Source organism: Novosphingobium sp. BW1, assembly GCF_008107685.1.
GTDB lineage: Bacteria > Pseudomonadota > Alphaproteobacteria > Sphingomonadales > Sphingomonadaceae > Novosphingobium.
Map to the genome: position 1 here is coordinate 153,332 of NZ_VIRF01000082.1, position 18,237 is coordinate 171,568.

Below are 18,237 nucleotides of genomic sequence, written 5' to 3' on the forward strand. Positions count from 1 at the left end.
ACGTGGCAGGCACCAAGGTACAGGAGAGCGAGCAAGGTGGTAGCAGGGTGATCCTGCGCCATCGCCTCTCGACGCGCCTGTGGCACGCGCTCAACGCGTTGACCCTGCTCGTTCTCCTGATGAGCGGCCTGATGATCTTCAACGCGCATCCGCGCCTCTACTGGGGGGAGTATGGCGCGAACTACGACGCGTCCTGGCTGAAGGTCTCCTCGGCGCGGATTGGCGCGCGTGAATTCGGGTTCGTGCAGGTCGCCAATTTTCGCGTGGAGACAACCGGGGCGCTGGGATTGTGGGAGGACCAGGACGGGCGCCTGCAGCGCCGCGCCTTTCCGTACTGGATGACGCTGCCCTCGCGTTACAGCCTGGCGCTCGCGCGGATCTGGCACCTGGCTTTCGCCTGGGGCCTGGCGCTGGGGCTGCTCGGCTATCTTCTCTGGTCGCTGTTGAACGGCCATCTGAGGCGCGATATCCATATCGCGCGCAAAGAATGGCACCCGCGCGCGATATGGCGGGACGTGACGGCCCACGCGCGGCTGCGCTTTCCCCGGGGAGAGGCCGCGCGGCATTACTCGGTTCTGCAGAAGCTCGCCTATGCCAGCGTGCTCTTCATCCTGCTGCCGGGCATGATCGCAACGGGGCTTGCCATGTCGCCGGGCACGGACGCCTGGGCGCCGCTCCTGACCCAAGCCGTAGGCGGGCGTCAGACTGCGCGGTCGCTACATTTCGTCTTCGCCTTCGGCCTTGTGCTCTTCTTTGGTGTTCACATGGCCATGGTGGTGCTGGCAGGCCCGATCAAGCATCTGCGGGCCATCGTGACCGGACGGATGCGAATTGAAAAGGAGCCATCGTGAGCCGGATCCTGCGCCCCCGTGGCGGTCTTGCCGTCTCGCGTCGGGGGCTTCTTCGTGGCGGCGCCGTGGCGGTAGGCGGCTTTGCCCTGTCCGGGTGCGACGACCTGTGGCGCGCGGATGCGGCCAAGGGTGTTCTCACCCGCGCCGAAGGCCTGCACCGCTGGAGCCAGCGCGCGCTTGGTGGCGAGGCGCTGGCGCGGGAATACACCCGGGCCGATCTTTCGCCGCGCTTTCGCGCCAACGGCAGCCGGGGCGTGGCCGATGCCGCCTACCGCCGCCAGTTGGGTGAGGGCTTCGCGGGCTGGACTTTGCGCGTCGAAGGCCTGGTGGCCCGTCCACTCGACCTCTCGCTCGCCGCGCTCAAGGACCTGCCCCAGCGCAGCCAGATCACTCGGCACGACTGTGTCGAGGGGTGGAGCGCGATTGGCCAGTGGCGGGGGCCTCAACTGAGGGGGGTGCTCAGGCTTGCCGGTCTGTCCGAGCAGGCGCGTTACATCGTCTTCCACTGCGCGGACCTATACCACGGGCGGCCCTACTACGAATCGATCGATCTGGCCGATGCCTTCCACCCCCAGACGATCCTCGCCTGGCAGATGAACGGCGCCCCGCTCGAAGAGGCGCACGGGGCGCCGTTGCGCCTGCGGGTCGAGCGCCAGCTGGGCTACAAGCACGCCAAGTTCGTGACCCGTATCGTCGCCGTGGACAGCCTCCAGGACGTCTACGGGGGCAAGGGCGGCTATTGGGAAGACGTGGGCGACTACGCCTGGTACGCGGGAATCTGAGGGAGAGGAGCGGTCCAGTCTGCTCGCCTGCGACGGAAAATTCGGTTTGCGCGCACCGGGCATGGGTAATCGTGCGCGGGTGCGTCCTCAAACCTTCATAAACTTTCGAAAGTCATGCAAATTGCCGCTTTGCGCTCCTGGGCGGTTGCGCAAGCGAGGATGTCCTTGCACATTCGGCCGGTTCTCGCTCGATATCCGGCGGGGGTGCGCAGGCGCATGGGCGCTGCGCGCAGGGGGTTGCAGACTGGAGACTAGCACGAATGGATTCGTTGACCGTTCTGGCCGCGGCAGGGCAGGCGCCCGGTGAGCCGAGCCTGATCGACCGCATCACCAACATCTCGGATTTCATCTGGGGTGGTACCTGGAACGGGGAGGAAGTGCTTCCGTTCCCGCCCATGGTGATCGTGCTCCTGGGCATTGGTCTCTACATGATGATCGGCCTGCGCTTCTATCCGCTGCGCAAGCTTGGGAGCGCCTTTGCCGGGCTCTTTGCCAAGAGCCAGAAGGGCGAAACCGGCGAGATCAGCCCGTTTGCCGCGCTGTCCACCGCGCTTTCGGGCCAGGTCGGCACGGGCAACATGGCCGGTGTCGCCACAGCGCTCGCCCTGGGTGGCCCCGGCGCAATCTTCTGGATGTGGGTGACTGCGCTCATCGGCATGGCGCTTGCTTTTGCCGAAGGCTCGCTCGCCATCCGCTACCGTGAACGTGGCCCGGATGGCAGCTGGCGCGGCGGCCCGATGACCTATATCGTGCGTGGCCTCGGGCCTGGCTGGACCTGGCTGGCGGTGATTTTCTGTATTGGCGCGCTGTGCTCCACCATCATCACCGGCAACGTCATCCAATCTAATGCACTGGCCGATTCGATGAACGAGCTGTTCGGCATCGAGGAGTGGCTGGGCGGCCTGATCGCGGCCGTGCTGGTGTTCGTGGTCATCGTCGGCGGCATCAAGTCGATCGGCGCGGTGGCCGAAAAGGTCGTGCCGTTCATGGGCCTTGCCTATTTCGTGATGGCGCTGATCGCGCTCATTCTCGATGCGCAGGACATTCCCGAATCCTTTGCCCGCATCTTCAACGGCGCCTTCTCTCCGCAGTCGGCCATGGGTGGCTTTGCCGGGGCTGGCGTCCTCATCGCGCTGCGCGCAGGTGTTGCGCGTGGCCTCTTCTCGAACGAGGCCGGGCAGGGCACCACCCCGATGGCGCATGCCGTTGCGCAGACCCGCGACCCGGAAGTCCAGGGCCGCATGGCGATGATGGGCACCTTCCTCGACACCATCGTGATCTGCACCATGACCGCCCTGGTGATCCTGACTGTGGAGGGCGACTTCACCGCTGGCGGACAGGCCGTGGCGCACGCCTGGCAGTCGGATCTTACGGGCTTTGCCATGACCTCGGGCGCCTTTGCGGCCGCGTTCCCGACCCTCATTGCCGGTGTCCCGCTGGGTTCGGTGGTCGCCTCGATCGCGCTGATCATGTTCGTGTTCTCGACCATGCTGACCTTCAGCTATTACGGCGAGCGTACGATCACGTTTCTTTACGATCTGGTTCCGGGCTCGAACGCACGCGGCGAGAAGATCCTGCACATGCTCTGGCGCGTGATCTACTGTGTGGGCGTGGTGATCGGCGCGGCGCAGCCGCTCGAACTGGTCTGGCGCATGGGCGACATCTCGAACGCCTCGATGGCGCTGCCCAACCTTCTGGCCGTGGCGCTGCTTTCAGGCACGGTGTTCCGTATCGCCAAGGGCAAGGAAAAGCCTTCCGGCATCGATCCGTCCTGATCAAAGGAGTGCGGTGTGGGCCTACCCGCGCCGCACATTTCCTTGCTTGCAAAGAAGAAGGCGCGCCGCGGACAGTTCCGGACGCGCCTTTTCTTTAAGGTCGGTGCGGCGTGTCAGCGCCCGGGCAGGCGCTCGACCGTGCCTTCGGGGGAGATGGCGAGATCGGGGTGCAGGGCGGTAATCGTCTCGCTCATGCGGTCGAGCGCGGATTGGACGAACGCGGCCTCAACGAGGAATTCCCGTTCGTCCAGCAAGACGAGAGCTTCGCGAAGCAAGCCATGTGCGCGAGCAATCTTGTCATTTGCCTGGTCCATGCAGCGCCCCGATTAAATTTATGCAAGGTTGCCAGTGACTAGGGCTTTTACCTTAGTTCTGCAAATATAAATCTAACCCATTTTGGAGAAATTTTGCAGTAACAAGTTGACGGGAGTGCGAACTGATAGAAAATTCTAAAGCGCAAGCTTGAGCCTCGCGGCGTACTCGCGGACTGCGCGGGGCTGGTCCGGCCAGATTCCACGTGTGTCGTAGACGAGCTTCTCGGCCCGTTCGGCCAAGGGAACGACCTTGAACACGTCGTGGTCGACCAGGACCACGAATATGTCGCAGGTCTCCAGGGCCTCGTCGATGTCGATCTGCGCGACGCCCGTGTCGGTGAACTCGATCGGGAGTTCCTCGGCGTAGGGCTCGACCACGTGGATGCGCGGGCCGAACTTGCGGACAAGGCGGCTGGTGATGAAGCGCGCCGGGCTCTCACGAAAATCGTCGATGTTGGCCTTGAAGGCAAGGCCCAGGCACGCGACCTTCGCGTTAGGGTGGGCCTCGATCAGCCCCTCGGCCTTGGCGATGACATGGTGCATCTTGTGGTCGTTGACCCCGCGGGCGGTGCGGATGAGAGGAGTGTCCTCGGGCGCGCCATGGACGATGAACCAGGGGTCGACCGCGATGCAGTGTCCGCCCACGCCCGGCCCCGGCGTTAGGATGTTGACGCGCGGGTGGCGGTTGGCCAGCCGGATCACTTCCCAGACATCCAGCCCCATTGCATCCGAGACGATCGAAAGCTCGTTGGCAAAGGCGATGTTGACGTCGCGGTAGGCGTTCTCGACAAGCTTGGTCATCTCGGCCGAGCGCGCGTCGGTGGTGACGCATTCGCCGCGCACGAAGCGCTTGTAGAAGGCAAGCGCCTTGCGCGCGCAGCGCGGGGTGATGCCGCCGATCGAGCGGTCGTTGTTGGTCAGTTCTTCCAGGATGCGCCCGGGCAGCACGCGCTCGGGGCAATAGGCGATGGAGATGTCGGGAGTCTCGTGCGTGAGGCCCGGGATCTTGAGATCGGGACGGGCCCTGGCAATGAGATCGCGCAGGTGCTCGGTCGTCCCCACAGGAGAGGTTGATTCCAGTATGACCGTGTCGCCGTGCTTGAGGACAGGCGCGATGGTCCGCCCCGCTTCCAGGACATAGGAGACATCGGGCGCATGCTTGCTCTTGCCTGTGCCGTCCTTGTGGAAGGGGGTGGGTACCGCGATCACGAAGACATCGGCGGGCGCAACCTGGCTCGAGGCGGACAGGAGCCCGCGCGCCACCACGCCCTGGACAAGGCCGTCGAGATCGACTTCCTCGATGTGGATTTCACCCCGGTTGATTGTGTCGACCACGTTCTGGGAGACATCGAGGCCGAGCACCTTGCAGCCCGCCCGCGCGATCACCGCAGCGGTGGGAAGGCCAATGTAGCCAAGGCCGACGACGCAGACGCTGGGCTTAGTTTCCGACTTCATGTGCAATGCGCTCCAGGATTTGGCGTGCGGCGGTCCCATCCCCGAACGGATTGTGCGCGCGTGCCATGGCCTCGTACGATTTCCTATCGTCGAGCAGAGTTGAGATTTCGGAAACGATGCGCGCGGGCGCGGTTCCCACCAGTTTGGCCGTCCCCGCCGCGACGCCCTCGGGCCGCTCGGTCGTCTCGCGCATGACGAGGACCGGTTTGCCCAGGGCGGGGGCTTCCTCCTGCACGCCTCCCGAATCCGTGAGCATGATCTCGGCCAGGCTGAGCAGGCGTGCAAAGTGCGGATAGTCGAGCGGCTCGATCAGCGCGACGTTGGCCAGGCCCGCGAGCCGGGCGTTCATCACCGCGCGCACGTTGGGGTTGAGGTGCACGGGAAAGATCACGGCAGTGTCGGGCCTTGCGGCAATCTTGCGGATGGCGGTGGCGATCCCCTCCATACCCTCGCCGAAATTCTCGCGCCGGTGGCTGGTTACGCCGATGATCCGCTTTCCGGCAAAGCGCTCTTCCAGTTGGGCGAGGCCCTGGGCCAGTTCGGGGCGCGCGGCGATCTGGCCGGTGACCCAGTGCAGCGCGTCGATCACGGTGTTGCCGGTCACGTGGACGCGCGTGGGATCGACGTTCTCTTTCACCAGCGCGCCTTGCGCTGTGCTGGTGGGTGCGAAGTGCAGGCTGGCCAGCGAACCGATGATCTTGCGGTTCACCTCTTCGGGCCAAGGGTGGTAGATGTTGTAGGAGCGCAGGCCCGCCTCGACATGGTCGACAGGGATCTGGCGGTAGTAGGCCGCAAGGCCGCCGGCCATCGCGGTCGCCGTATCGCCCTGCACGATCACCCGGGCAGGCCGTACCGTATCCATGACTGTGCCAAGCCCGATTAGGAGCCGGGCGGTCAGTGCATCGAGGCTCTGGTCGGGCTGCATCACGTCGAGATCATGGTCGGGCACGATCCCGGCGATTTCCAGGACCTGGTCGAGCATCTGGCGATGCTGGGCCGAGACACAGACGACGCATTCGAAGCGCGGGTCTGCCTTCAGCGCGTGGATGACGGGGAACAGCTTGATCGCCTCGGGGCGCGTACCGAAGACGATGAGAATGCGGGCGGGCTGCGTCATGAGACCGGCTGTATCAGCGGAGTGTTAAGCAGGGAATAAGCATTCGCCGATCGGGGCGAATGGATTGGTCAAGCCTGAAAGTCAAAAGGATGACGTCGGAAGAAAAGTGATCGAGGGACAATCGCCCCTTGACCCCGAAACAGGATACCTCGCGAGTGTCAGCCGAGGTGGCGCAAGGAAGCTGAGGTGGCAGGTTCGACGAGCCCGAGGGCGATGGCCCTCGGACTTATTTGCTGTTGCTCTGATGACTTATGCCGCAGGCTTGCGCGCGAACCACAGGGTATGAGGGTAGGACGTGCCGCTCGGGCGCGAGCCGACGGTGCGGGCGGTCACGGCAAAGCCGGCCTCCTCAAGGCGCGTGGTGAATGCGGGATCGAACCAGGCCGACCAGACAGCGAGGATGCCGCCAGGGCGCAGTGCGCGCAGGGAGCCGGCGAGGCCCTTGGGCGAATAGAGCCCGTCGTTTTGCCAGCGGGTGAGCCCCTCGGGTCCATTGTCGACGTCGAGCAGGATGGCATCGTAGCCCTCGCGCGCGGCGCCGATGAGCATGGCGACGTCATCTTCCACGATCATCACGCGCGGATCGTCGAGGCAGCCGTCGGTGAGTTTGTGCATGGGGCCACGCGCCCAGGCGAGGATCTCGGGCACGATTTCGGCCACGCATACGCCTGCATCTGCGGGAAGGGCCGACAGCGCGGCGCGCAGGGTAAAGCCCATGCCATAGCCGCCGATCAGCATCTGCACGTCCGGGCGGCCCGAGAGCATGTCGCAGGTCATGACGGCCAGCGCCTCTTCCGAAGCATTGGCCTCGGTGCTCATCAGCTCGGTATCTTCAAGCAGGATGGTGAAGGCATCGCCGTGCTGGACAAGGCGCATCTCCACGCCCTCGGGCACAAAGGCCGTGCCAAGCAGCACGTCACCGCTGGTGTCGATGGGACTGGTGTCGATCAGAGCCGCGGCGGTAGATTGGGAAAGGGCCATGCGCAATTGAGGTCCTGCCGTGTAAGCAAGAGCGCGGCGCGTCTCTCAGCCGGGACATGCCTACACGATGATGGCCCCGATCCCCCTCGGCATGGGCGAGGCGAGGGAGGATGGCAATACGTGGCCGCTCAAAGGTGAAATCGGCTGTGGATGGGGAGCTGTGCATCGGTTCTGCTTGCTCCTTGCCGCGGCCTTGGGCATGCACGCGCGCATGGCAATTCTGAGCGACAAGTGGATTCGGCAGCAGGCCCGCGAAAACGGCATGATCGAGCCGTTCGTGGAGGCCCAGCGCCGCGATGGCTGCATCTCCTACGGGCTTTCGTCCTATGGCTACGACGCGCGCGTAGCGCCCGAGTTCAAGATCTTCACCAACGTCGATTCCGCGATCGTCGACCCCAAGGATTTCGCCAGCAACTCCTTCGTCGACCGTGAGACTGATGTCTGCGTGATCCCGCCCAACTCCTTTGCGCTCGCGCGCACGGTCGAGTACTTCCGCGTGCCCAAGGACGTGCTGGTCATCTGCCTTGGCAAGAGCACCTATGCGCGCTGTGGGATCATCGTGAACGTCACCCCGCTGGAACCGGGCTGGGAAGGGCACGTCACGCTCGAATTCTCGAACACGACGCCGCTGCCCGCGCGCATCTACGCGAACGAGGGCGCCTGCCAGTTCCTGTTCCTGAAGGGCAACGAGCCGTGCGAGATTAGCTATGCGGACCGCGCGGGCAAGTACATGGGCCAGCGCGGGGTTACACTCCCGCGTCTGTGATCCGGCGCACGGCCACGCTCTGGCGAACTAGCTCGAGCTGGCCGTAACTGGTGAGAAACGAAGCATCGGCGGCATCGCGCCCGATGCCGATCTTGGCCATTTCGCTGGCCCTGGCCATCCCCGTGCAGTCGACCAGATGCCAGCACCCGTCGAGGAAGACTTCGGCAACCGCATGGAAGTCGGGCGGATCGACGTCCGGCCCGTAGACGCTGGCAAAGCGCGCGGGGATCGCGCTCGCCCGGGTGAGCGCGATCATGAGGTGCGCATAGTCGCGGCACACGCCCTTGCCTGCGTGAAAGGTGTCCGCAGCCGTCGTCTGGGCATCGCTCGCGCCCGGTTCGTAGGACAGCGTGGCGGCGATCCAGTCGCGAATGGCGGCGACCCGCGCGCCGCCTTGCGTGCCCGGAAAGGTATCTTCGACAAAATCCTGGAAGGTGTCGGCTGGACAAAAGCGCGAGGCCATGAGGTAGTCGACCGTCTCGCCCGGTAGCATATGCGGTGGCGTTGCGGGCAGGGGCTCGATCTCGGTGACAAGGCGGTGAACCTCGACCTCGGCGGTGTAGCGCACGTGGAGTGGCTGGTCGGTGCGCAGCCAGATCCGCTCGCCAATGCTGGCCTGGCCCGGCACTCGGGCGAAATGGTCGCTGGGAGGAAGCTCGATATGTGGTGCGCGCACCAGCTGCTCGGGGATCATCGCCGCCTCGATCTGGAGGAGGATGTCGGCCGTGCCGGACAGCGCGTAGTGAAGCTCGGTCTCAATCGCAATTGCCATGGGGCCCCTCGCGCCGCAGCGGATATCTTACCGCTTAATGCGCGAGGGGCGCGAAGGCTCCGCAGCCGGTCAGCTTTTCTTTGTTTTCTTCACATGGTCGCTACGTCCGAAGTCGGGGCGCGAATCGTCCTGGCCTTCCTCGATGATCGAGCGGCGGATGGCGCGGGTGCGGGTGAACTGGTCGAACAGGGCCTCGCCATCGCCCACCCGGATCGCGCGCTGGAGCGCGGTCAGGTCCTCGGTAAAGCGCTGGAGCATGGTCAGCACCGCCTCCTTGTTGGACAGGAAGACATCGCGCCACATCGTCGGGTCCGAGGCGGCAATGCGCGTGAAGTCTCGGAAGCCACCCGCCGAGTACTTGATGACTTCGCTCTGGGTCACGTCCTCCAGGTCCGAGGCCGTACCCACGATGGTGTAGGCTATGAGGTGGGGCAGGTGGCTGGTGACCGCGAGCACGAGATCGTGGTGCTCGGGCGACATCAGCTCGACGTTGGCGCCCAGCGTCTCCCAGAATTCGACCAGCGTGGTGAGCTTGAGGAGATCGGTGTGCTCGGGCGGGGTGACGATGCACCAGCGGCCCTGGAACAGCGAGGCAAAACCGGCGTCGGGACCGGAATTCTCGGTGCCTGCAACGGGGTGCGCGGGGATCACGATATGATCGGGCAGAGCCTGCGCCAAATCGGCGGCAATGCGCTTCTTGGATGAGCCCACGTCGCTGACGAGGCATTCAGGCGGGATTGCATTGCGCAAGGGCTTGGCCGCCTTGCCGATAGCGCCCGGCGGCACGCAGAAGATGACAAGTTCGGCCTCGGCCACGGCTTCCTCTGCCGTGTCGCATACCGTGTGGCACAGGCTGCGCTCGGCCGCGCGGGCGCGCGTGCCGGGATCGAGGTCGTAGCCAGTGACGCGCGCTTCGGGCAGGTATTCCTGGATGGCGAGGCCGATCGAGCCGCCCTGAAGGCCAAGCCCGATAATGGCGATCTGCGAAAAGGTCATCCGGCCGCCTCCGCCATTTCGGCCAGTGCGTCGGCCATGGCATCCATGTCCACGCGCTTGCCGATGGTGAACCGCAGCGCCTGGGGCAGGCCCTGTCCAGGCAGCCAGCGCACGATGTAGCCGCGTTCGGCAAGGCCGTTGTAGGCCGCCTCGGCGGTGAGCGCGCCTTCGAACAGGACGAGGACGAAGTTGGCCTGGCTCGGCAGCGGGCGCAGGCCGTGATTGCCCAGAGCCTCCAGCTTGTCCACGAAACGCGCGCGCTCTTCCAGGTTGTGCGTGAAGCTGCGTTCGATAAAGGCAGTGTCGCCCAAGGCGGCGAGCGCGCTCGCCTGCGCGGTGACCGAGACGTTGAAGGGCCCGCGGATGCGGTTCAGCGTGTCGATGATCGCAGGCGCCCCGGTGCCCCAGCCCACGCGCTCGCCGGCAAGGCCGAAGATCTTGGAGAAGGTGCGCGTGACAAGAACGTTCTCGTGCGTGGCGGCAAGCGTAAAAGCGCCGTCCTCGTCCTCGGCGGGCACGTATTCGCCATAGGCCTGGTCGATCACCAGCAGCACGTCGGAGGGGAGGGCGGCGTGCAGGCGCGCGATCTCGCCCTTGGGCAGGTACGAACCGGTCGGGTTGTTCGGATTGGCGAGGAAGACCACGCGGGTTTTCTCGGTGACGAGGCTGAGCAGCGCATCGACATCGGTGCCGTAATCCGCATCGGGCGCGACGACGGGCACTGCGCCGCAGCGCCTGGCCGCGATGTCGTAAACCGCAAAACCATAGCGGACGTAGATGACTTCATCGCCCGGCCCGGCATAGCCTTGCGCGGCAAGGTTCAGGATCTCGTCCGAGCCGGTGCCCATGACCACGCGCGCGGCCTCAAGGCCATGGCGCGCGGCAATAGCTTCGCGCAGCGTGCGGCTGTCGGGATCGGGATAGAGCGAGGGCGGCACCGTTTCCTGGCGAGCGGCGAGGGCGGCCTCGCTCGTGCCCAGCGGGTTCTCGTTCGCCGAGAGCTTTATCAGCGGCTTGCCATCGGCTCCGGCCGACTTGCCCGGGACATAGGCATGGATCGCCTTGATCCACGGCTTGGGGGCAGGGGCGGGCTTGGACGTCGTGGTTTCGCTCATAGTGGGCGCGCCTTTACCCCAGCCATGGCGCGATTGCACCTGTCATTTCGAGAAGCCCTGCGCTGTTCGCAGTGCAGGTGCGAAAAAGATGAGAGAAGTTTAAACTCTGTTCGCAGTCTGAACCTTGTCTCGGCTTAAAAGACCGTATGTTTTCGCAGAAAATCAACCCCTGCAAGGGCTTCGCAGATGCGGCACGCAGAGTTTGACAGCGGGTGTCTAATCCGGGAAGCTGTAGCCCTGTCAATCAAAGTTTCCATGGCTACAGCACACATCATCGATCCCACCCAGGTGCTCACACTCGATGAGCCACTCACGCTCGACAGCGGCCAGACGCTGCCCGGCGTGGAAATCGCTTACGAAACTCACGGCCGCCTCAACGCGGCCAAGGACAACGCGATCCTGATCTGCCACGCGCTGACCGGCGATCACCACGTTGTCTCGGACCACCCGCTTACCGGCAAGCCGGGCTGGTGGGTGCGCATGGTGGGTCCCGGCAAGCCGATCAACACCGACCGCTATTTTATCATCTGCGCCAACGTCATCGGCTCGTGCATGGGTTCAACCGGCCCGGCCAGCCTTGCCCCCGATGGCGAACCCTGGGCGATGCGCTTTCCGGTCATCACCATCCGCGACATGGTACGTGGGCACGTCGCGCTTCTCGATTCGCTTGAGATCGACACACTTCACGCGGTCGTCGGAGGCTCGATGGGGGGCATGCAGACGCTCTCGCTAGCCGCCAACTTTCCGGAGCGTGCCCGCGCGGTGCTCGTCCTGGCCTCGACCGCGCGCCACTCGGCCCAGAACATCGGCTTCCACGAGCTGGGGCGCCAGGCCATCATGGCCGACAATTCCTGGCGCGAGGGCGACTACTACGGCTTCGAGGACAGCCCGGAGAAAGGCCTGGCCGTCGCCCGCATGGCCGCGCACATCACCTATCTGTCCGAGGAAGGGCTGACCAAGAAGTTCGGCCGTCGCCTCCAGGATCGCTCGGAAAAAACCTTCGGCTTCGATGCGGATTTCCAAATCGAATCGTACCTGCGCTACCAGGGGATCTCGTTCTCCAACCGCTTTGATGCGAATTCCTACCTCTACATCACCCGCGCGATGGATTATTTCGATCTGGCCGAAGAACACGGCGGCCGTCTTGCCAACGCGTTCCGTCGGTCCAAGGCGCGCTTCTGCCTTGTCAGCTTCGACACCGACTGGCTCTATCCCACGTCCGCCTCGCGCACCGTGGTCCAGGCCCTGAACGCGGCGGGCAAGCCGGTTAGTTTCGTTGAACTTTCCGCGCCCTATGGGCACGATTCCTTCCTGCTCGATGTCCCCGCTCTGGACCGCGTGGTGGCCGGGTTCCTGGGATGATCGAACTGAGCGATGACCCATCGCGCCTCGACGTGGCGCGCATTCACGGCTGGCTGGCCTCCAGCTACTGGTCGGCCGGCATCGCGCGCGAAAAGGTCGAACGCCAGATCGCCGGATCGCATTGCCTCGGGGCCTATCGCGCCGAGGACGGGCAGCAGGTCGGCTTTGCCCGAGCCATCAGCGACCGTGCCAGCTTCGCCTGGCTGGCCGATGTCTGGGTGGTCGAGGAGGCGCGCGGACAAGGCCTGGGCCGTTCGCTCGTGAGCTGGTTTCTCGATCATCCCGACTACGCCGATGTGCGCCGCTTCGCGCTCGCCACCTGGGATGCGCACGATGTGTACGCCCCGCTGGGCTTCGCCGCGCCGAGCCGCCCCGATCGCCTGATGGAGCGGCTCTCACCCACCTTGAAGCAGATGCTGGAAGATACGCCATGACCGCGCTTCGTCCCGACCTTGCCGTCATCGCCGAAAACGTCGCGGCCGGATCGAGCGTGCTCGACGTGGGTTGCGGAGACGGCACGCTGCTTGCCGCGCTGCGCGATGAAAAGCACTGCGATACGCGCGGCATGGAACTCGTGCCCGCGAATGTGGGCGCCTGCGTCGCGCGGGGGCTCTCGGTGATCCAGGGCGATGCCGACCGTGATACCGTGTTCTACCCTGACAAGTCGGTCGATTATGCGATCCTCTCGCAGACCCTGCAGACGACCATGCGCCCCGACCTCGTGCTCGACGAACTGCTGCGCATTGGCGAGAAAGCCTTCGTCAGCTTTCCCAATTTCGCCTTCTGGCGCGTGCGTTTTTCGCTCCTGCTGCGTGGACGCATGCCGATTACCCGCATGCTGCCGGTCGTGTGGTACCAGACGCCCAATATCCACCACGTCACCATCCAGGATTTCCGCAGGTTGCTGAAGGACAGGGGCATCACCATCGAGGGCAACTGGTTCCTCTCGGGCGATACCTCCTGCCGGACGGCTGCGGCCAACTTCCTGGCCGAGCACGCAATCTTCCTTCTTTCGCGCGCGGCCTGAGTTATCCACTCCATTCCCGGCGCGTCGCGCCCCCTTCCGGCTGGACGCCCCGGGGTGCGACGGGCAAGGATTGCATCATCATGTGGCACATCTTCCAGTTTCCCCTCTGCCCCTTCAGCCGCAAGGTTCGCCTGCTCATGGCCGAGAAGGGCATCGCCTACGAACTCCAGACCACGCGCCCCTGGGAGGGCGAGGATCGCCTGTTCCAGATGAACCCTGCCGGGCGCACGCCGGTGGTGCAGGAGACGAGCAAGAATATTGTTCTCGCCGACAGCCGTGCGATCTGTGAATACTTCGAAGAAACGGTGGAGCGCGGCGCGCTCATCAGCGGCACCAGCCAGCAGCGCGCCGAGATCCGCCGTCTGATCGCGATGTTCGACGAAAATTTCTTCCTCGACGTGACAGCCCCCCTGCTGCACGAGAAGATGAAAAAGCGTTTGGTCCTGCGCCAGTCGCCAGATGCACGTCTGCTGCGCGATGCCATGCGTCTGGCGCACGACTATCTCGACTACATAGATTACCTGATCGACAACCGCCCCTGGCTGGCGGGCTCTACCATGACCCTGGCGGACCTTGCTGCGGCCGCGCAGATCTCGGTCGCGGATTACCTCGGCGGCCTCGACTGGTCGAGCCACGAACAGGCGCGGGGCTGGTATCTCGTAATGAAGTCGCGCCCGAGCTTCCGGCCCCTACTGAGTGAGCGCATGGAAGTGATCCAGCCGCCCAGCCATTACGGTGAAGTCGATATCTGAGACGCGGCGCGCGTTCAGAATAAAGGCCGCAGGCAAAAGTCACTTGCCAAGAGGCCATCGCACCTTGACCCCAAAGCGAACGATCTCTCCTCCCGCACCCCCACCATAGCTGAGAAACGTGAGGTCGCCCGTTTTGGGGAGCCCGAGGGCGATGGTCCTCGGAACTATTCTTTTAAATTATAGCTTTCAGGCCGCGCTGGGGTGCTTGGCACCGAAGCGACCGTGCTTGCGGAACTGGGTCACCCAGCGCTCGAGGAAGAGGCCCAACGGGCGGGGCGTGACGCCCAGGTCTTCAAGGCCCGGCGCGGCGCCGCTGGCCACGCTTCCTGCCTTGAGCAGCTTGTACTGATCGGTGCTGATCGGGGTGAAGGGCAGGGCCGCGATGAGGCCTCCAAGGCTATCGGAAAGCTCGATAAAGCCGGGCTCGCGGTTCTCGGCGCGGGCGATGCGGGCGTTAAGGCCACGCATGGTTACGACTTCGGGGCCGGCCAGCTCGAAAGTCTTGCCGCCAAACGCGAACGGGTCGCCGGCCGCATTGGCAATGGCGGCCGCGACGTCGTCGACGAAGACCGGCTGGAGCTTGGCTTCAGGGGCGAAGATCGGCAGCACCGGCAGCGCGCTCATCATGCGGCCGAACATCATCACGAACTGGTCGTCGGGGGCGAAGATCACTGCGGGGCGCACGATGGTTGCCTCGGGGAAGGCGGCGAGGGCCGCCGCTTCGCCGTCGGCCTTGGTGCGCGCATAGGCAACGTCTGAACCCGCGTCGGCGCCAATCGCCGAGACGTGGACGAAGGACGCCGCGCCCGAGGCCTTCGCGGCCGCGGCGATCGCCCCCACGCCTTCACCCTGGATGTCGTCGAGCTTGCCCTTGAAGGCGCCGACCAGGTTTACCACGGCATCCGAGCCGGTGAGTACGGCGGCAAGCGAGTCCGGCTTGGTGACGTCGCAGCGTGCGAACTGGACCGTGCCCAGATCACCCAGCGCCTTGATCGAGAAGGCCTTTTCGGGGTGCCGGCTGGCGATGCGCACGCGTGCGCCGCGCTCCAGCAGTTCCTGCGCGAGATGCTTGCCGACAAAGCCGCTGCCACCAAGGATGGTGACGATCTTGCCGTAAAGCGTATCGGTGGGGCTCATGCTCATCTGCGTTCTGTCCTCAAGGCCTTGGTGCCGGGCGGAGCGACGAGTCCCGCTTTGCAGCACATCGCCAAAGCCCCTGCCACAAGCGCGGGAACTCGGCAACCGGCCAGTTGTTTCCGTGGCTTGTAGGAAAGTGTACGTCGTAAAGGACCTGCAAAGCCGCACAAATCCGGCAGGGGCGGAGCGGGAGGATACAAAAAATGCATTTTCCTTTCAGACCCATGTTGACACGAATCGCACCACCCCTTAGAGGCGCCCTCCTACCCGGCGAGGACGGCAACTTGGTCCCCTCGCCTCCGTGCCCAGATGGCGGAATTGGTAGACGCACCGTCTTCAGGTGGCGGCGCTGGAAACGGCGTGGAGGTTCGAGTCCTCTTCTGGGCACCATTTGTTCTTCCGGCGGCGTCCGGGAGTGTCCCGAAAATGGCTGATTTCAGCCGTTTTTTGTGCTAAGACCGTCCGGTCAAATCCGGGCTGATCCGGCACCAATCGGGAACAAACATGGTATCCTGCATGGTATCGAAGGCCCCTTATGGACGGGCCGATACCATGGGAAAACTCTTCGCGACGACCGTCACGAGCGCCAAGCCGAGGGAGCGGGAATACAAGCTCACCGACGGTGCCGGGCTCTATCTCCTCGTCAAGCCGAACGGCCGGAAGCTCTGGCGGCTCAATTACGCCTATCTCGGCAAGCAGCGCACGCTCTCCTTCGGCGCTTGGCCCGACGTCGGCCTCGCCGATGCACGCGAACGGCGCGACGAAGCCCGCAAGCTGATCGCCGCCGGGCTCGATCCCTCGCACGAGGCCAAGCTCGCCGAAGCCCGCGCGATGCTGTCCGAGGAGAACAGCTTCAAGCTGGTCGCCGAGGAATGGGTCGCCAAGCAGGAACGCGAGGGCATGTCCGAGGTCACGCTCAGCAAGATTCGCTGGCTGCTCGCCAAGGCCTATCCCAGGATCGGCAGCCGTCCGGTAGCCAAGATCACCCCGCAGGAAGCGCTGGCCGTGCTCCGCTCGATCGAGGCCACCGGCCGTTACGAAAGCGCGCGCCGGATGCGCAGCGTCCTCGGTCGCGTGTTCCGCTACGCCATCGCCACCACGCGCGCCGAAATGGATCCATCCCGCGATTTGCGCGGCGCGCTGACCGTTCCCAAGGCCAAGCATCTCGCCGCCATCACCACGCCCAAGGGCGCGGGCGAACTGATGCGCGCCATCGAGGGGTACACCGGCCACGCCATCACCCTGTTCGGGCTCAGACTGTCGGCCCATCTTTTCGTCCGACCGGGCGAACTGCGCCAGGCCGAGTGGAGCGAATTCGACTTCGACCGCTCGGTCTGGAACATCCCCGAGCAGAAGATGAAGATGCGTCGGCCGCACCGCGTGCCGCTGTCCACGCAGGTCATCGCGCTCTTCGAACAGCTCTGGGAACTGACGGGCACGGGACGATACTGCTTCCCTTCCTTCCGCTCGCCGCTTCGCCCGATGTCCGAAAACACGGTCAACGCGGCCCTTCGAGCGCTCGGTTTCAGCCAGGAGGAGATGACGGCGCACGGCTTCCGGGCGATGGCGGCGACGCTGCTCAACGAAACGGGCAAGTTCAATCCCGACGCCATCGAACGCCAGCTCGCCCATATGGAGACCAACGCCATAAGGCGTGCCTACACCCGCGGCGAATATTGGGACGAGCGCGTGCGGATGATGCAGTATTGGTCCGATCAACTCGACGAGATGCGTGACGGCGCAAGGGTTCTGAAGCCCAACTTCCGACGCGCCTGAGGTTCTCGGCCTAGCGGTCACGATAAGTCCTCTCCGTCACTTCGGCGATCGACTGGAAGACAGCGGACGAACCCTGTGTGAGCGGATCATGGGCCTGCACATGCGCTTGCGCCCATTCCAGCCACTCGGCGGCAGGCCTGCCGCCAATTTCCAATGAAGAGTCCGGGATCGCGGCGCGTAGCGCCACGAGAAAATCCCGCGCCAGTCCAGCTTCGCGCCATCTACCAGCCTGTTCGAGAAAGCATCGGAAGCGGTCGCGGTCGAGCTTGAGCTCCTGCGCCAGGATCTGGCGACGCCGTTCCTCGGCCTCCCGCAGTCGCTGCCGCTCCTTGGCCTCTTCGCGCGCTGCCGCCATCATCGGGAATGCCGCAAGCAGGGTAGCGAGTATGTCGCCCACCCTGTCCTCGATCATGCCCTTGCGGCCGTCCTGCCAGGCGCGCGGCAAGTCGCCGGGCAACCAGCGCTTGATCTCGAAGACCAGCACGTCTGTCTCGACCAGTTCTCGCCGGTATTGCTTGCCGGAGCCATGCCATCGTCTCTCTTCGGCAGTGAGGAGCTGGCGCACTTCCTTGAGCCGGGGCTGAGTTGAAATGCGATCTCATCCTGTCCGCACCGCGCAACGGGACCATGCCGGTATATCTCGGCGACAACGATCTTCTCTGCTTCCAAGGCTTTGAACAGGGTGTCCAATATTCTGAGGCGACGCCGTTCGATCGGCGTGAAATGCGCGGCCCGGTCCGGCCGGTTGGGCCAGATATCATAGACGAGCCGGCCCCTGGCGATCGCCTCCCTTCGATTTGCAAGCCAGCCGACAATGACAGGGTGCGGAGCCGAAAGCCGATCGGCCACGCGCACCGCTTTGCCATTCTGGTGGGTCGCCGCGAGAGGGGCGTGCGCAGTTGACGACGCACCACCAACCGGGTGCGGGGAAATTTCTATCTTCTCGTCCATGCCGGCTCTTGCGGGCGGCAAGGCCGGCACGGCGATCTCCTTTCCGGCCGCGACCTTGTTCCAGTGCCCAGGCCGAGGACGCGGGATATCGAAACGATCGCAGAGTTTGGCGAGACTTTGATCCGAGATGCCGAAGCGTCCTGCGAGGTGGCGGAGAGGTTCGGCCCAGACCAGGGCGTGAAGTTCGGTACGGGACAGCAATGCGGGGGCCAACAGGGTGGTGGGCATATCCATCGGACAGTCTTTCACTCCAAAGCCACATGCATGAGGATACCGGAAGCTGCCGATCCGCAGCCCAAAGCCGTTTC

At 64.6% G+C, this 18,237-nt stretch carries 18 protein-coding genes and 1 tRNA gene; 10 read left to right on the forward strand and 9 right to left on the reverse strand.

Annotated elements, in window-relative coordinates; translation table 11 throughout:
- The first annotated feature begins 2 nt into the window (after positions 1-2).
- The 3 genes from FMM79_RS15430 to FMM79_RS15440 all read left to right on the forward strand — a co-directional run bounded on the left by FMM79_RS15430 (position 3) and on the right by FMM79_RS15440 (position 3,408).
- On the forward strand, positions 3-851 hold the full coding sequence (locus FMM79_RS15430; protein ID WP_148628343.1) for a cytochrome b/b6 domain-containing protein: 849 nt from the start codon (positions 3-5) through the stop codon (positions 849-851).
- Positions 848-1,633 carry a molybdopterin-dependent oxidoreductase gene (locus tag FMM79_RS15435; RefSeq protein ID WP_240339239.1) on the forward strand — a complete coding sequence of 262 codons (786 nt, stop codon included), beginning with the start codon at positions 848-850 and terminating at the stop codon, positions 1,631-1,633. Before FMM79_RS15430 ends, FMM79_RS15435 begins: the two co-directional genes overlap by 4 nt.
- Before the next feature lie 260 nt (positions 1,634-1,893).
- Positions 1,894-3,408 (forward strand): sodium:alanine symporter family protein, encoded by a 1,515-nt coding sequence (locus FMM79_RS15440; protein ID WP_148628344.1) that lies wholly within the window; start codon positions 1,894-1,896, stop codon positions 3,406-3,408.
- A gap of 113 nt (positions 3,409-3,521) precedes the next feature.
- Here the strand turns inward: FMM79_RS15440 and FMM79_RS15445 are convergent, their stop codons facing one another.
- The 4 genes from FMM79_RS15445 to FMM79_RS15460 all read right to left on the reverse strand — a co-directional run bounded on the left by FMM79_RS15445 (position 3,522) and on the right by FMM79_RS15460 (position 7,170).
- Positions 3,522-3,722 (reverse strand): hypothetical protein, encoded by a 201-nt coding sequence (locus FMM79_RS15445; protein WP_148628345.1) that lies wholly within the window; start codon positions 3,720-3,722, stop codon positions 3,522-3,524.
- A 135-nt stretch (positions 3,723-3,857) separates the two neighbouring features.
- On the reverse strand, positions 3,858-5,177 hold the full coding sequence (wecC, locus tag FMM79_RS15450; protein ID WP_148628346.1) for a UDP-N-acetyl-D-mannosamine dehydrogenase: 1,320 nt from the start codon (positions 5,175-5,177) through the stop codon (positions 3,858-3,860).
- Positions 5,161-6,294, reverse strand: coding sequence for a non-hydrolyzing UDP-N-acetylglucosamine 2-epimerase (wecB, locus tag FMM79_RS15455; RefSeq protein ID WP_148628347.1), 1,134 nt, complete (start codon positions 6,292-6,294; stop codon positions 5,161-5,163). Before wecB ends, wecC begins: the two co-directional genes overlap by 17 nt.
- A gap of 249 nt (positions 6,295-6,543) precedes the next feature.
- Positions 6,544-7,170 (reverse strand): spermidine synthase, encoded by a 627-nt coding sequence (locus FMM79_RS15460; protein ID WP_148628374.1) that lies wholly within the window; start codon positions 7,168-7,170, stop codon positions 6,544-6,546.
- A gap of 316 nt (positions 7,171-7,486) precedes the next feature.
- On the opposite strand from FMM79_RS15460, the gene dcd reads away from it, so the two are divergent.
- Complete coding sequence (gene dcd, locus FMM79_RS15465) at positions 7,487-8,041, forward strand: dCTP deaminase (protein WP_148628348.1); 555 nt, start codon at positions 7,487-7,489, stop codon at positions 8,039-8,041.
- Here dcd and FMM79_RS15470 read toward each other — a convergent pair.
- From FMM79_RS15470 to hisC, 3 genes are all read right to left on the reverse strand, one after another.
- Positions 8,022-8,813: a transglutaminase family protein gene (locus tag FMM79_RS15470; RefSeq protein WP_148628349.1), complete on the reverse strand. Its 792-nt coding sequence runs from the start codon at positions 8,811-8,813 to the stop codon at positions 8,022-8,024. The two genes, dcd and FMM79_RS15470, sit on opposite strands and share 20 nt — an antisense overlap.
- A gap of 69 nt (positions 8,814-8,882) precedes the next feature.
- Positions 8,883-9,809: a prephenate/arogenate dehydrogenase family protein gene (locus FMM79_RS15475; protein ID WP_148628350.1), complete on the reverse strand. Its 927-nt coding sequence runs from the start codon at positions 9,807-9,809 to the stop codon at positions 8,883-8,885.
- Positions 9,806-10,924: a histidinol-phosphate transaminase gene (gene hisC / locus FMM79_RS15480; RefSeq protein WP_148628351.1), complete on the reverse strand. Its 1,119-nt coding sequence runs from the start codon at positions 10,922-10,924 to the stop codon at positions 9,806-9,808. Before hisC ends, FMM79_RS15475 begins: the two co-directional genes overlap by 4 nt.
- A 255-nt stretch (positions 10,925-11,179) precedes the next feature.
- Between hisC and FMM79_RS15485 the strand changes: the two genes are divergently transcribed.
- The 4 genes from FMM79_RS15485 (at position 11,180) to FMM79_RS15500 (ending at position 14,065) form a co-directional block, all read left to right on the forward strand.
- Positions 11,180-12,286, forward strand: coding sequence for a homoserine O-acetyltransferase (locus tag FMM79_RS15485; protein WP_148628352.1), 1,107 nt, complete (start codon positions 11,180-11,182; stop codon positions 12,284-12,286).
- Positions 12,283-12,720, forward strand: coding sequence for a GNAT family N-acetyltransferase (locus tag FMM79_RS15490; protein ID WP_148628353.1), 438 nt, complete (start codon positions 12,283-12,285; stop codon positions 12,718-12,720). The genes FMM79_RS15485 and FMM79_RS15490 overlap by 4 nt, the downstream gene beginning before the upstream one ends.
- Complete coding sequence (gene metW / locus FMM79_RS15495; RefSeq protein ID WP_148628354.1) at positions 12,717-13,313, forward strand: methionine biosynthesis protein MetW; 597 nt, start codon at positions 12,717-12,719, stop codon at positions 13,311-13,313. Before FMM79_RS15490 ends, metW begins: the two co-directional genes overlap by 4 nt.
- An 80-nt stretch (positions 13,314-13,393) precedes the next feature.
- Positions 13,394-14,065 carry a glutathione S-transferase family protein gene (locus FMM79_RS15500; RefSeq protein WP_148628355.1) on the forward strand — a complete coding sequence of 224 codons (672 nt, stop codon included), beginning with the start codon at positions 13,394-13,396 and terminating at the stop codon, positions 14,063-14,065.
- 186 nt (positions 14,066-14,251) lie between these two features.
- On the opposite strand, the gene FMM79_RS15505 is transcribed toward FMM79_RS15500, so the two are convergent.
- Positions 14,252-15,208, reverse strand: coding sequence for a complex I NDUFA9 subunit family protein (locus FMM79_RS15505; protein ID WP_148628356.1), 957 nt, complete (start codon positions 15,206-15,208; stop codon positions 14,252-14,254).
- A 297-nt stretch (positions 15,209-15,505) separates the two neighbouring features.
- Here FMM79_RS15505 and FMM79_RS15510 point away from each other — a divergent pair.
- Together FMM79_RS15510 and FMM79_RS15515 are read left to right on the forward strand one after the other, a co-directional pair.
- A tRNA-Leu gene (locus FMM79_RS15510) sits at positions 15,506-15,592 on the forward strand.
- Between the two features lie 162 nt (positions 15,593-15,754).
- On the forward strand, positions 15,755-16,978 hold the full coding sequence (locus tag FMM79_RS15515) for an integrase arm-type DNA-binding domain-containing protein (protein ID WP_148628357.1): 1,224 nt from the start codon (positions 15,755-15,757) through the stop codon (positions 16,976-16,978).
- Between the two features lie 10 nt (positions 16,979-16,988).
- Here the strand turns inward: FMM79_RS15515 and FMM79_RS15520 are convergent, their stop codons facing one another.
- The gene (locus FMM79_RS15520; RefSeq protein ID WP_240339240.1) at positions 16,989-17,543 is read right to left on the reverse strand and encodes a hypothetical protein; all 555 of its coding nucleotides are present in this window, start codon (positions 17,541-17,543) and stop codon (positions 16,989-16,991) included.
- Positions 17,544-18,237: the final 694 nt, after the last annotated feature.